The organism is Streptomyces albireticuli, assembly GCF_002192455.1.
GTDB classification, from domain to species: Bacteria; Actinomycetota; Actinomycetes; order Streptomycetales; family Streptomycetaceae; genus Streptomyces; species Streptomyces albireticuli_B.
The window spans coordinates 7,470,448-7,483,756 of record NZ_CP021744.1 but is presented as its reverse complement, the minus strand read 5'-3'; the positions used below and the strand labels follow the sequence as shown (position 1 = coordinate 7,483,756).

12 protein-coding genes are annotated in these 13,309 nt (G+C 74.0%); 6 read left to right on the top strand and 6 right to left on the bottom strand.

Translation table 11 applies throughout. The annotated features are described in order from the left end of the window. Nucleotides 1-729: an SDR family oxidoreductase gene (locus SMD11_RS32125; RefSeq protein ID WP_087929780.1), complete on the bottom strand. Its 729-nt coding sequence runs from the start codon at nt 727-729 to the stop codon at nt 1-3. Nucleotides 730-919: 190 nt separating this feature from the next. On the opposite strand from SMD11_RS32125, the gene SMD11_RS32120 reads away from it, so the two are divergent. The 3 genes from SMD11_RS32120 to SMD11_RS32110 all read left to right on the top strand — a co-directional run bounded on the left by SMD11_RS32120 (nt 920) and on the right by SMD11_RS32110 (nt 5,998). Beyond that, nucleotides 920-1,576 (top strand): response regulator transcription factor, encoded by a 657-nt coding sequence (locus tag SMD11_RS32120; RefSeq protein ID WP_234366267.1) that lies wholly within the window; start codon nt 920-922, stop codon nt 1,574-1,576. 395 nt (nt 1,577-1,971) lie between these two features. Then, complete coding sequence (locus SMD11_RS32115) at nt 1,972-3,135, top strand: serine hydrolase domain-containing protein (RefSeq protein ID WP_087929778.1); 1,164 nt, start codon at nt 1,972-1,974, stop codon at nt 3,133-3,135. A 103-nt stretch (nt 3,136-3,238) separates the two neighbouring features. Beyond that, on the top strand, nt 3,239-5,998 hold the full coding sequence (locus tag SMD11_RS32110; protein WP_087929777.1) for a SpoIIE family protein phosphatase: 2,760 nt from the start codon (nt 3,239-3,241) through the stop codon (nt 5,996-5,998). An 8-nt stretch (nt 5,999-6,006) separates the two neighbouring features. Here the strand turns inward: SMD11_RS32110 and SMD11_RS32105 are convergent, their stop codons facing one another. The 4 genes from SMD11_RS32105 to SMD11_RS32090 form a co-directional block, all read right to left on the bottom strand. Then, nucleotides 6,007-6,417 (bottom strand): rodlin, encoded by a 411-nt coding sequence (locus tag SMD11_RS32105; RefSeq protein WP_087929776.1) that lies wholly within the window; start codon nt 6,415-6,417, stop codon nt 6,007-6,009. A gap of 165 nt (nt 6,418-6,582) precedes the next feature. Beyond that, on the bottom strand, nt 6,583-7,038 hold the full coding sequence (locus SMD11_RS32100; RefSeq protein WP_087929775.1) for a hypothetical protein: 456 nt from the start codon (nt 7,036-7,038) through the stop codon (nt 6,583-6,585). 109 nt (nt 7,039-7,147) lie between these two features. After that, nucleotides 7,148-7,795 (bottom strand): CatB-related O-acetyltransferase, encoded by a 648-nt coding sequence (locus SMD11_RS32095; RefSeq protein ID WP_087929774.1) that lies wholly within the window; start codon nt 7,793-7,795, stop codon nt 7,148-7,150. Nucleotides 7,796-7,921: 126 nt separating this feature from the next. After that, entirely contained in the window at nt 7,922-8,356 is a 435-nt protein-coding gene (locus tag SMD11_RS32090) for a hypothetical protein (RefSeq protein WP_087929773.1), read from the bottom strand. A 161-nt stretch (nt 8,357-8,517) separates the two neighbouring features. On the opposite strand from SMD11_RS32090, the gene SMD11_RS32085 reads away from it, so the two are divergent. Together SMD11_RS32085 and SMD11_RS32080 are read left to right on the top strand one after the other, a co-directional pair. Beyond that, nucleotides 8,518-9,426, top strand: a complete 909-nt coding sequence (locus SMD11_RS32085) for a phytoene/squalene synthase family protein (protein ID WP_087929772.1) — start codon at nt 8,518-8,520, stop codon at nt 9,424-9,426. A gap of 365 nt (nt 9,427-9,791) precedes the next feature. Further along, entirely contained in the window at nt 9,792-11,099 is a 1,308-nt protein-coding gene (locus tag SMD11_RS32080; RefSeq protein ID WP_234366265.1) for a vanadium-dependent haloperoxidase, read from the top strand. Between the two features lie 34 nt (nt 11,100-11,133). On the opposite strand, the gene SMD11_RS32075 is transcribed toward SMD11_RS32080, so the two are convergent. Further along, nucleotides 11,134-12,096, bottom strand: coding sequence for an isopenicillin N synthase family dioxygenase (locus SMD11_RS32075; RefSeq protein WP_087929771.1), 963 nt, complete (start codon nt 12,094-12,096; stop codon nt 11,134-11,136). Between the two features lie 212 nt (nt 12,097-12,308). Here SMD11_RS32075 and SMD11_RS32070 point away from each other — a divergent pair, with 212 nt between their 5' ends. Continuing rightward, the gene (locus SMD11_RS32070; RefSeq protein WP_234366264.1) at nt 12,309-13,295 is read left to right on the top strand and encodes an Lrp/AsnC family transcriptional regulator; all 987 of its coding nucleotides are present in this window, start codon (nt 12,309-12,311) and stop codon (nt 13,293-13,295) included. Nucleotides 13,296-13,309: the final 14 nt, after the last annotated feature.

The window sequence follows — 13,309 nt, the reverse complement described above, 5'->3', positions numbered from 1 at the left end:
TCAGGCGGGTTCGAAGTGGAACGCGTTGATGTAGCAGTTCCGCGGCTGGCCGATCGCGAAGGTGACGCAGTCGAGCAGGGACTTCGCGGTGAGGGGGTCCTGGGGGCCGTCGGGGGCGGCGTCCCACTCGGGCGACAGGATGTCGGGGGTGTCGAAGTCCGGCGGGAACAGGGAGATGACGCGGACGCCCCGCGGGCGCAGCCGGCGCGAGAGGGACTCGGTGAAGCCGGCCTGGGCGTGCTTGGCCGCGTGGTACGCCTCGTGGGCGGTGGGGTGTGACGCGTTCGGGACGCCGCATATGGAGACCATGGTCACGATGTCCGGCCGCTCGGAGGCCAGCAGCAGCGGCAGGAGGTTCCTGGTCACGAGCACCGTGCCGGTGGCGCCCGAGGCGAGGGTGTCGACCACGTCCTCGTCGGACGCCGAGAGCAGGTCCGGCTCGGCCAGCCAGCGGGCGCCGTTGTTGACGAGCACGTCGACGCGGTCGGTGCGTTCCCCGACCGCCCGGGCGAAGGCGCGGACGGAAGCGGGGTCGGCGAGGTCGCAGGCGAAGGCGTGCGCGCGGGTGTCGCCCCGGGCCAGGATCTCCGCGCGGGTGCGCTCGGCCGCCTCCTGGGTGCGGGCGGCGAGGAACACCTCGGCCCCGAGCTCGGCGAAGCGCAGGGCCACGGCCCGGCCGAAGTCGCGGCCCGCGCCGGTGACGACCACGCGATGGTCGGTGAGGTTCATGAGGGGGCTCCGGTGGGAAGCGGGGGTCCGGGCGACGGGGCGGGCCCGGACCACCGGTGGGACAAGGGACGGGTGGGGGATCCGTCCGGACAACCGCCCCGCGACAAGATCCATTCCGGCCGCCGTCACTTCACCCGTCCCACCCGGTACGACTGCTAATGTCCCAAAGGTGAGTGAAGGTGACAGATGCGTGCCCCGCGTGCTGATCGTCGATGATCACCCGCTCTTCCGGGACGGCCTCAAGGCCGCGCTGGAGAGCGCGGGCGGTGCCGTCGTCGTCGCCCAGGCCGAGACCGGGAGCGAGGTCCCCGAAGCCGTCGCCCAGCACGAGCCGGACATCGTCGTGATGGACCTCTCGCTGCCCGACATCTCCGGCATCGAGGCGACCCGGCGGCTGGCGCGGAGCCACCCGGGCCTGCCCGTCCTGATGCTCACCATGTCCGACGACGACAGCAGCCTCCTCTCCGCCCTCCAGGCCGGCGCCCGGGGTTACATCGTCAAGGGCGCGGGCTCGGAGGAGGTCCTCCACGCGGTGCGCACCGTCGCCGCCGGCGGCGCCGTCCTGGGCTCGGACATCGCCGCCCGTCTGACGACCCTTCTGACCGCCAACCCGCACCACCACACCGAGCACCTCTTCCCCACCCTCACCACGCGCGAGATCGAGGTGCTGGAGCTCATCGCCCAGGGGCTCGACAACCGGCACATCGCCCGCCGGCTCGTCCTCTCCGAGAAGACGGTCCGGAACCACATCACCCATATCTTCGACAAGCTCCACATCAGCAACCGCGCCCAGGCCGTGGCCAAGGCCCGCGACGCCGGGCTCGGGAGCCCCGAGCGGGACGCCTGAGGCGGCGCGTCACCCCTCCGGGCACCTCGGCGCGTTCGAAGCGCGGCAGGACGACCCCGTCGCCGAAGGCCCGCGCCCCCGCGAGTCGTAACGCCGTCCGGGTGTCCGACCCGGTCGATCCGGCGGTCCGGCCCCTCGACGAAACCGTCCAGGGACACCGTCATCCTCAGGACGATCTCCCGCATCGCGGTCCTCGCCGACGGAATCGGGAGGGCGCACCGGGGTCGCGCCGGCCGCCGGAGCGCGAGCCCCTCGTTTCCAGCCAGCATCTCGCACCCGAAGGGGGAGGTTTGGCGGGGAAACGGTGTTTTTCCCCATTCCTCGTCACGATCATTGATGGGTGACCGCGCCGTGGCCCGACGGCCGGTCCCGGCATGAGACACCTGGGGAGAGTGATGGGGTTGCGCACGGTACGAACCACCCTTGCCGCGGTCGCGGCGGCCGCGATCGCGGGAGCGGCGCTGCTGGCACCACCGGCGGCGAGCGCCGCACCCGCGCGTCCCGGGGCCGTGGGGGGCCACGAACGCACACGGGCGGCGGTGGACGCGGCGGTCGACGCGGGCGCTCCCGGCGTCCTCGCCCGGGCCCGCGACACGGGTGGCGCCTGGTGGGACGCGGCCGGCGTCGCCGACGGAAGGACCGAGCGGCCGCCCGCCGCGCGGGACCGGTTCCGGGCCGGCAGCATCAGCAAGACGTTCGTCGCGACGGTCGTCCTCCAGCTGGAGGCCGAGGGCCGGCTGAGCATCGACGACACGGTCGAGAAGTGGCTTCCCGAGGTCGTCCGGGGGAACGGCAACGACGGCCGGAAGATCACCCTCCGTCAGCTTCTCAACCACACCAGCGGGATCTTCGAGTACACCGGGGACCCCGCGGCCCACGCCGGCGGCATGGAGTACCTGGAGCACCGCTTCGACTCCTGGAAGCCCCCGCAGCTCGTCGCCCTCGCCATGAAGCACGAGCCCTACTTCGCTCCCGGCACCGACTGGAAGTATTCGAACACCAACTACGTCCTGGCCGCGATGGCCGTCGAGCGGGTCACGGGACACCCGTACGAGACCGAGGCGCGGCAGCGGATCCTCGAACCGCTCGGCCTGCGCTCCACCGTCCTCCCCGGGACGGACACCGGCATGCCCGCACCCGCGGGCCGGGCCTACACCGCCTTCCCCGACGACCCCGGCAGGGGGGTCCACGACGTCACCGAGATCAACCCCTCCCTCTTCTGGGCGGACGGCGATCTCGTCACCAGCGCCGCCGACCTCGACCGCTTCTACACCGCGCTGCTGCGGGGCAGGCTGCTGCCGCCCGCGCAGATGAAGGAGATGACCACCGCCCACCCGCTCCCGGGCGACGGCCCCTTCACCGGTTACGGCCTGGGGCTCGCCCGGTACCGGACGTCCTGCGGTACGGAGCTGTGGGGGCACAACGGCAGCGTCCCCGGCACCCAGGCCATGGCCTTCGCCACCCGGGACGCGGAGCACCTCCTGGTCACCTACTTCAACACCAACGTGTTCCTGCTGACGTCGCGGGCGGACGACATCGCCGACGCGGAGTTCTGCTGACCCGGTCCGCCGGCTCCCCCGCCGGCTCCCGCGCGGCGTGATCTACGTCTCGTCGCGGTCCGCGTCGTTCGCGCCGGGCCAGGGCCCGGGGTAGACATGGGATATGGCCCGACTCCGGGACCGCTCCCCGGGATCCTCGGGCCGCCGGTCCGCCGGTCGGCGCCCAGGCGGCCGGGGAGAGCGGCGGCCGGGGCGCCCGGGCCGGCGTGCCCTGTCGGCGGGGCGGCTCCGGGCGGCGGCCCGCGGCCGCAGCCTGGCCGGGCAGATGTTCCTGCTCCAGGTGCTGATCGTGCTGCTGATCGTCGTGGCGGCCGTGGTCACCCTGCTGCTCCAGGCCCGGAGCGACCGCTTCCAGGCGGCGCGCGACCGCTCGCTCGCCGCCGCCGAGGCCTTCGCCCACGCGCCCGGTCTGGTGCGGACGCTGCAAGGCCCCGACCCGAGCGCCGTGCTCCAGCCGCTGACCGAGGACGCCCGCAAGCGGGGCGGGGTCGACTTCATCGTCGTGACCGACCGTGACGGGAAGCGCTACACGCACCCCAGGCCGGACCTGATCGGCCAGCGGTTCATCGGCACCATCGCGCCGTCGCAGGAGGGCCGGGTCACCGTCGAGAGCGTCGACGGCCCGCTCGGCGAGGAAGTGCAGGCCGTGGTCCCGGTGAAGGACGACCGCGGCACGGTCGTGGGCCTGGTGTCCTCCGGGATCAAGGTCACCGCCGTGAGCAGCGCCTTCGACCGCCAGCTGCCGGTGGTCCTGGGCACCGGGATCGTCGCGCTCGCCCTGGCGACGGCCGGCACGGCCCTGGTCAGCAGGCGGCTGCGGCGCCAGACGCACGGGCTCGGCCCGGCCGAGATGACCCGGATGTACGAGCACCACGACGCGGTCCTGCACGCGGTGCGCGAGGGCGTGGTCATCGTGGGCGGCGACGGCCGGGTGCTGCTCGCCAACGACGAGGCGCACCGCCTCCTGGACCTGCCCCCGGACGCGGAGGGGCGGCCCGTCGCCGAGCTCGACCTCGACCCCCGGATGGCCGAACTGCTGGCCTCCCGGCGCGTCGCCACCGACGAGGTCGTCCCGGTCGGGGACCGGCTGCTGGCGGTGAACAACCGCCCCACGGACAGCCAGGGCGGGCCGCCCGGCAGCGTGGCCACCCTGCGGGACTCCACCGAGCTGCGCGCCCTCGCCGGGAAGGCCGAGGCCGCGCGGGGGCGGTTGCGGCTGCTGTACGAGGCGAGCGTGGCCATCGGCACCACCCTCGACGTCGAACGCACCGCCGAGGAGCTCACCCGGGTGGCCGCACCCGGGTTCACCGACTACGCCACCGTCGACCTCTCCGAGCCGGTCCTGCGCGGTGAGGAGCCCAAGGCGGGCACGGGGGGCGAGGCGCCGGAGCTGCGCCGGGTGGCGCTCAACGGAGTGACGGACGACCATCCGCTGTACGGGGCGGGCGAGCTCGTCACGTTCGCCGCGCCCACCCCGCAGGCCACGGGGTTCATCAGCGGGCATCCCGTGCTCGTCCCCGACCTGGGGGCCTCCGCCGGCTGGCGCACCCAGGACATCGAGCGGACCCAGGCGGTCCTGGACTACGGCTTCCACTCCCTCATCACCGTGCCGCTGCGGGCGCGGGGGGTTCTCATGGGGATCGCCAACTTCTGGCGCACGCGGGACAGCGAGCCCTTCGAGGAGGACGACCTGTCCCTGGCCGAGGAGCTGGCGGCCCGGGCCGCGGTGTGCATCGACAACGCGCGCCGCTACACCCGCGAGCACGCCATGGCGGTGACCCTCCAGCACAGCCTGCTGCCCCGGGGGCTGCCCGAGCAGAACGCGCTCGACATCGCCTACCGCTATCTGCCCGCGCAGGCCGGGGTCGGCGGCGACTGGTTCGACGTCATCCCGCTGCCGGGCGGCCGGGTCGCCGTGGTCGTCGGCGACGTGGTCGGCCACGGGCTGCACGCCGCCGCGACCATGGGCCGGCTGCGGACGGCGGTGCAGAACTTCTCCACCCTCGATCTGCCGCCCGACGAGCTCCTCGGACACCTGGACGAACTCGTCGGCCGCATCGATCAGGAGTCGTCCGCCGACGACGGGGAGGCTCCCGTGGCCGGCGCGACCTGTCTTTACGCGATCTACGATCCGGCGTCCGGGATCTGCTCGCTGGCCCGCGCCGGGCACCCGCTGCCCGCGCTGGTCCACCCGGACGGCACGGTGGAGTTCCTGGAGATCCCCGGCGGCCCGCCGCTCGGCCTGGGCGGTCTGCCCTTCGAGGCCGCGGAGCTGCGGCTGCCCGAGGGCAGCAGCCTCGTCCTGTACACCGACGGCCTCATCGAGGACCGCAGGCGGGACATCGACGTCGGCCTGGAGCTCCTCGGCCAGGCCCTGGCGGCGCCCGGCCGGTCGCCCCAGGAGACCTGCGAGGCGGTGCTCGCCGCCCTGCTGCCCGCCCGTCAGAGCGACGACATCGCCCTGCTGGTGGCCCGCACCCGCCTGCTGGAGCCCGACCGCGTCGCGGAGTGGGAGGTGGCCTCCGACCCCGCGGCCGTGGCCGGGGCGCGCGCCGACGTCACCCGCCAGCTGGCCCGGTGGGACATGGACGAGGCCGTGTTCACCACCGAGCTGATCCTCAGCGAGCTGATCACCAACGCCATCCGGCACGGCACCGGCCCGATCCGGGTGCGCCTGCTCCGCGACCGCAGCCTGATCTGCGAGGTCTCGGACACCAGCAGCACCTCGCCCCACCTGCGCTACGCGGCGGCGGAGGACGAGGGCGGCCGCGGCCTGTTCCTCATCGCCCAGCTCGCCGAGCGCTGGGGCACCCGCTACACCCCCGAGGGCAAGGTCATCTGGGCGGAGCAGCCGCTGCCGTGACCCGCGGCTCAGTGCTTGTGGGAACCGCTCTTGTTCCCGGAGCCGTTGTACGCGACGAGCGAGATCTCTTCGAGGAGGTGCGCGAGCGGGTCGTCGCCGTCGCTGATCGTGGAGTTGTCGGTGCACTGCTGCTGTTGCTGCGACGTGAGGATCGGCACGTCCTGGACGCCGACGTTGATGAGCAGGGCGAGCGACTGGACGCCGAGCTTCCCGACGCCGATGCACAGCTTGTTCAGGCTGTCGGAGACCGCGCTCATCTGCGGGCTCATCTTTCCGCCGGTCGCCGTGTTCCCGTAGCCGGTCAGCGCGCCGTTGCCGTTCGCGACGTCGCTCCCGTCGCCGACCGCCATGGCGGGGGCGGTGGCGACCGCGGCCGCCGTAGCCGTCAAGGCGACTGTCGCGAGGACCTTCTTGAGCACGTCCGTGCCTTTCGACCGAGGGGTTCCGCCGGAGCGGATGGCGACCTGCGTAACTCGGGCGCGGGGGCGAGGTTCCGCCACCTCACCCGTTCGCCCCATCGGCCGCCCCCGGAGGACCCCTCTGTGTTATTTAACGGCGCTGTCCGGCGGAGCCGCCGGCGCGCGTCACCTCCCGGTCGCGACGACGCTGTAGACGCAGAGGCCGATCAGGGCGGTCATGCAGGCGATGACCAGCCAGGAGCCGAGGCCCGTGTGGCGCTCCTTGCGCGCGCGGCGCGGCTTGGCCGAGGCGCGGGCCCGCCGGTGCCCCGCCGGTGCTCCCGGCACGGGGTCGGCCGCGGTCTCGGCGAGGAGGCGGCGGCAGGCCGCGGCGAGTTCGGCCGTACCGGCCGAGAGCGGCACGACCGCCTCGGAGCGGGCCGGGGCCGTGGTGCCGCCGTCCAGGATGCGGCCCGCGCGGACGAGGATCTCGTCGTGGCCCCCGGTGGGCGCGAGGCTGATCCAGCGCCGCACGTGCTCACCCCGGATGACGACCTGCCCGGACCGGTCCCGGTACACGATGTGCTCGCGCCAGAGCACCCCGGCCAGCTCCCCCGCGGTCTCTCTGAGTCTTGCCTGCACGCCTCTCCCCCTCCACCACCGACAATCGAACAAACGCTGCATTCTAGTGTGCGGGCCGCGTTCGTTCACAAGGCGTCAGGGGGCGGGTACGGGCGGCGGGTTCGGGACGCTAGCCCTTCCCGGGCGCGGCGGCCTCCAGCGCGTCGACGCTGCCGGACATGAGGGTGCGCACGTGCTCCGTGAGGTGCTCCGCCGGCCAGTCCCACCACGCGAGGGCGAGCAGGCGGGCGACGTCGTCGCTGTCGTAGCGGGTGCGGATCAGCTTCGCGGGGTTGCCGCCGACGATGCCGTAGTCCGGGACGTCGTCGACGACGACGGAGCCGGACGCCACGATCGCGCCGTGGCCGATGCGCACGCCGGGCATCACCGTGACCCCGTGCCCCAGCCAGACGTCGTTGCCCAGGACGGTGTCGCCCCGGCCGGGCAGCCCGGTGATCAGGTCGAAGTGCTCGGCCCAGGAGCCGCCCATGATGGGGAAGGGAAACGTGGAGGGGCCGTCCATACGGTGGTTGGCGCCGTTCATGATGAAGCGGACACCCGTGCCCAGCGCGCAGAACTTCCCGATGACCAGCCTCTCCGGCCCGTAGTGGTAAAGGACGTTGCGGGTCTCGAACGCCGTGGCGTCGTCGGGGTCGTCGTAGTAGGAGTACTCCCCCACCTCGATCAACGGCGATGTCACCAGGGGCTTGAGCAGCACGACACGCCGCTGTCCGGGCATCGGGTGCAGCACTGTCGGGTCAGCGGGTACAGCGGGCATCACGGACCATCTCCGAATTCACCGAAGTCACACGTCACATACGCACTCCATGATCGCAGCGGCCTCGGCGGACCGGGACGCGCCCCCGCCGGGTCCCGCTCCGTCCGACGGCGGCGTCCCTGCGGCTCAGCGCTCGCAGGTGATGTCGTACAGCTTCATCGGCTTGCTCGCGTCCAGCCCCACGTACGCCGTGAAGTGGCCGTCGGAGCTCCCGTTCCACCGCGTGGTGATCGTGGACCATCCGACGCCCGCGGACTGGGCGGTGGTGACCTCGCCGACGGAGATGCCCCGCGGCTCGTTCTGCGCGCACAGCAGCAGGTCGTAGTCCTTGGTCTCCGCCGCCTTCTTCCGCAGTTCCGGGGTGACCTTGTGCTGCCGGTCCGCACGGCTCGGGCCGTGCTGTCCGTAGAAATCCACCAGGAACGACCGCACCTGCTCGGCCGTGTACTGCTTCGACCGGGCGGTGGCGGGCGACGCGCCGGCGAAACCGGCTCCCAGGACGAGGGTGAGCGCGCATCCCGCGGCGACGGCCGTGGAACGCCGGCGAATGGACCGGGTCATGGGAGACCTCCTCTTTCCGCTTCGTCCGTACAGACACGGGAGCGCGGCGGATGGTTGCGTACGCGGGATCCTCGGCCGGCCCCCGTACCACCGGGCGCCGCGCGGGCACGGGCGGTCGGTAGGCTCGACCCGCTCCGCACCACTCGCAGGAAGATCTCCCCATGCGCACCTGGGACAGGACCCTCACCGCCGCGGGCGTCGACGACCCCGCGCTGCGCGACGCCTACACCCGGCAGCGCGCCCTGGTCTCCGCCTACCGGCGCCACGCCTACGCCGCCGTGCGGCTGTTGCTGCCCCCGGTGCTCGTCCCGCACGTCATCGCCGCCACCGCGTTCATGCACCACACCGACTCGCTCCTCGACGCGAGCCCCGCGGGACCCGAGGGCGACGACGGTTACGCGGCGTGGGAGAAGGAGGTCCGTGACGGGCTGGCGACCGGGGAGAGCGCGCATCCGGTGCTCCGCGCCCTGCTGCACACCGTCTCCGCCCACCCCGTTCTGCGGCCCCACGTCGAGGAGTTCCTCGCCGGCGCGCCCCTGGACCGGCACTTCACCGGCTTCGCCGACGAGGCGGACTACCAGCGGTACGTCGACGCGTACTCGCTGCCCGCGTTCATGCTCATCGCCTGTCTGCTCCTGGAGCCGGACGCCGACGCGGACGACGCCCGGGGGCTCTGCCGCGCGTACATCGACGGCAGCCAGCGCCTCGACTTCGTCAACGACCTCGCCGACGACCTGCGGGACGGCCGGCTCGCGCTCCCGGCCCGGGACCTGGAGCGGCACGCCGTGACCCGGGCCGACCTCGAACACGCCCGTGACACACCGGGGACGCGCGCGCTGCTCCACGACCATCTCGGCCGGGCCCGCCGTGACCTGCTGACGAGTCGCCGTCTGCCCGAGCTCGCGCCGCCCGCCCACCGCTCCTTCGTCCGGGCGGCGATCGCGCTGGAGGTGCGCACCGCCGACGCGGCCGCGGCCAAGGGCACCGGCCTGCTGCGGGGCTCGGCGCGGCCCTCGGTCCGGGCGGCGCTGCGGATCCTCGCCCGGGAGTACCGGCGGCGCGGCCGCTGACGGGCCCGGCCCTCGACCGGCATCGCGCCGCTGACGAGCGCGCCGGGAGCGGCGTCACCGGCGGCCGTGGGGCGTGGGGCGCCCGCCGGTACGGAACCTCAGGGTCCGGCCCGCCAGGCGCGTCCGACCCGGCCGGTTCGTCGAACTGCGGTGGCTCCCATCCCTCGTCCGGGTGATCTTCGGCCGTCCGGCCCGGCGACGGCCCGTGGCGGGGGCATACCTCGCTGGCGGAGAAGGGGTGGAGGGTCCCGGGCGGGGCCGCCTCGCCGCGCCGACCGCACCGGTCCCTCCACCTCCGTCACATGGGTCCGCAGTCGGTCCGGTCGTACCGGTGCGCCGCCGCACCGGTGTGTGAAGGAGGCTCTGTGCAGGGCAAAGGTTCCGTCTCCGCTCCGTTCCGTACGACCGCGAGAGCCGTCGTCACCGGTCTCACGGTCTGCGCGCTCATGGCCGCTCCCGCGGTGGTGCAGGCCGGTGCCACGGAGCACACCCCGGCGGGGGACCCGGCCAAGGAGGCTCTCGCGGAGTGGAGCGCCACCGCGGTCGCCACGGTCGAGACCGACGCGAAGCGCCCCGTCCCCGAGACGTTCCTCTGGCACGCCTTCGTCTCCACGACCGTGTACAACGCGGTCGTCGGCATCCAGGGCGGCTACACGCCCTACCGGTGGAACGGGCACGGGCCGCGTTCCGCGTCGGTCCCCGCGGCCGTGGCCACGGCCGCCCACCGCGTGCTGCTGGAGTACTTCCCCGCCTCGAAGTCCCGGCTCGACACCGCCCTGGCCGCCTCGCTCGCCAAGGTCCCCCACGGGCGCGGCAAGGACGAGGGCGTCGCCTTCGGTGAGCGGGCCGCCGCCCACACCATCGCCTCGCGGAAGGACGACGGCCGCGGCGCCCAGGTGACGTTCGGCTCCGCCACGCCCGGCCCCGGCGTCTGGCGGCCCACCCCGCCCGCCCACGACGCCTTCGCCACCGCCTGGATGGGCAGGGTGAAGCCGCTGCTGCTCAAGGCGCCCCGGCAGTTCCGGCCCGGTGCGCCGCCCTCGCTCACCTCCGCCCGGTACGCCAAGGACTTCGCCGAGGTCAAGGCGATCGGCCGGAAGACCGGGTCGACCAGGACGCCGGAGCAGACGGACACCGCGATGTTCTTCTCGGGCAACCTGCACTTCCAGGAGGCCCTCCGGGACACCGCCGCCCGGCACGGCCTGGGCGTCGCCGAGCAGGCGCGACTGCTGGCCGGGGTGAACTCCGCGATGGCCGACGCGATCGTCACCGCCTGGGACTCCAAGATCCACTACCGGACGTGGCGGCCGGTCACCGCCATCCGCGAGGCGGCCCACGACGGCAACCCGGCGACCGCGCCGGAACCGGCCTGGGAGCCGCTGATCGACACCCCCGCGCACCCGGACTACCTCAGCGGGCACGCGACGGTGGGCGGGGCGCTGACCCGGTCGCTGGCCATGCTCCTCGGCACGTCCCGCATCGACCTCCGCGTCCGGTCGGTGGTCACCGGCGCCACCCGGACCTACACCCACGGGGACCGGTACAACCGCGACGTCGTCAACGCCCGCGTCTGGGAGGGCATCCACACCCGCACCGCCGACACCGTCGGGAACCGCACCGGACAGCGGCTCGCCGCGTGGGCCCTCACCCGGTACTTCCGGCCGGCGCGCTGAGCCCCGTGGTGCTGCCGGAGCCCCGGTCCGGCGGTCACCTCAGGGCGATCTCGGCGACCTTGGACCGGACGTAGGCGCGGGCCGTCACCGGAGGGTGGCGCACCCGGCCGACCGGGGCCGGGAGCGACTCGACGACGGTGTGCGGGTCGCAGTCGTAGAAATAGACGAGGGACATCAGTTCCTCGGACGGGGCGTCGGCGGGCGGGGCCAGGACGCGGTGGCGGCCGGAGCGCCAGCGGTCGCCGGTCCAGCGGGCCATCAGGTCACCGATGTTGACGGTGAGCGCCTCCGGGTCGTAGGGGGCGTCCTGCCAGCCGCCGTCCTCGGTGTGGATCTGGAGGCCGCCCTTGCCGGGCTGCCGGTCGAGGACGGTGACGGTGCCGAAGTCGGTGTGCGGGCCGACGCGGAACTGCCCCGGGCGCGGCGCTCCCGTGGTGGCGATGGCCGGGTACCAGTTGAGGGTCAGGGTCCAGTCGGGGCGGGTGGTGTGGCGGGTGAAGAAGTCCAGCGGCCGACCCAGGGCGACCGCCAGGAGTTCGAGCAGTTCGTCGGCGAGCACGCGCATGGACCGTACGTACCGCGCGACGAGGGGGCGCAGTGCCGGGGGCCAGTCCTCCGGCAGCGGTCCGGGTCCGGGGCCGGGGCGCCCGTCGGTGGCGTCGTACGGGCCGGGGGCCGCCGACCAGGTCTCCACCAGGTCGGGCGGTGTCGGCACGCCGTCCGCCCGGCCGGTGGCCACCGCTCCCGGACCGCTCCAGCCGTACCGGCCGGCCTCCGCCAGGAACGGCAGCTTGTCGCCGGCCGGCTGACGGAAGAAGGCGCGGGCCGCGGCGCGGATCTCGGCGGGCAGCTCCGGGTCGACGCCATGACCGGTGACGAGCAGGAAGCCCGCCCGCCCGAGCGCCCGGTCGACGAGCGCGGCGAGACGCTCGCGGCTCCGGTGGTCGCCGGTACGCCACGGCGAGAGGTCGATCGTGGGGATGGTGGAAGTGCTCATGCTGCCCTTCTTCTCCTACGTCTTTCCGCGTCCGGGGTGGTGAAGCGGTCGTGCGGCCATGGTCGTCCGGGGAACGCGGACCACCCAGCCATCCGCCGGGAAACGGGCGGAACAGGCGATTCCGGCTTGCGGGGCGGGAGAATGCGGCAGCTCCGCGGGCGCGATCGGTGCCGGACGCCTATCGTCGGACCCTGTCGACGGACACGAGGCGGGTGGACGCGGGGGAGGACACGGTGGTGGGCTCGGGCACTCTCGACGCTCTGGAACTGGGCCTGTTGCAGGCCCTCCAGCTCGACGGACGGGCGGCGCTGAGCCGCATCGCGCGCCGGCTCGGCGCCTCGGAACGCACGGTGGGCCGCCGCTACAGCCGGCTGTGCACGCTGGGCCTGCGCGTCGTCGGCCAGCCCGTCCCGGCCCGGCTGGGCATGACGCGCTGGCTGCTGCGCGTCCGCTGCGCTCCCGACGCCGCGGACTCCGTCGCCCGGGCCCTGGCCCGCCGGGCCGACACCAGCTGGATATCGCTCGCCTCCGGGGGCACCGAGCTGTACTGCGCCCTCACCAGCGCCACGCCGTACGAGCGGGACGCCCTGCTCCTGGAGCAACTGCCGCGCACCCCGCAGGTGACGGGGGTCGACGCGCACTGCCTGCTACGCCTGTTCACCGGCGTCACCAGCACGTGGTACGCCAACGGCGTCCCGTTCGGCCCGGCCGGCGGGGGCGCGCCCGCACCGGCCCAGGGGTCCGCCGCACCTCCCGAACCCCTCGCCCTGGACCCCACCGACCGTGCCCTCCTCACCGAGCTGGCCAAGGACGGCCGGGCCGGCCTGCCCGAGCTCGCGGCCGCCACCGGCCGCTCGCCCTCCAGCGTCCAGCGCCACCTCGAACGCCTCAGGGCCCAGGGCGCGCTGGGCTTCTCCGTGGACTTCGCGCCCCGGCACCTGGGCTACCACCTGATGACCCACCTCTGGCTACGGGTCGTCCCCGGCGAGGTCTCGGCCACCGGCCACGCCCTGGCCGCCCACCCCGAGATAGCCTTCGCGGCCGCCACCACCGGCCCCCACAACCTCGTGGCCACCGGCGTCTTCCGCGACGCCCACGACCTCCACCACTACCTCGACCGCCGCGTCGGCGCCCTCCCCGCCGTCCAGGCCGTGGAGACCGCCCCCATCCTCCGGGAGGTCAAACGGCTCGCCGTCTGACCGGCGTGGCCGGA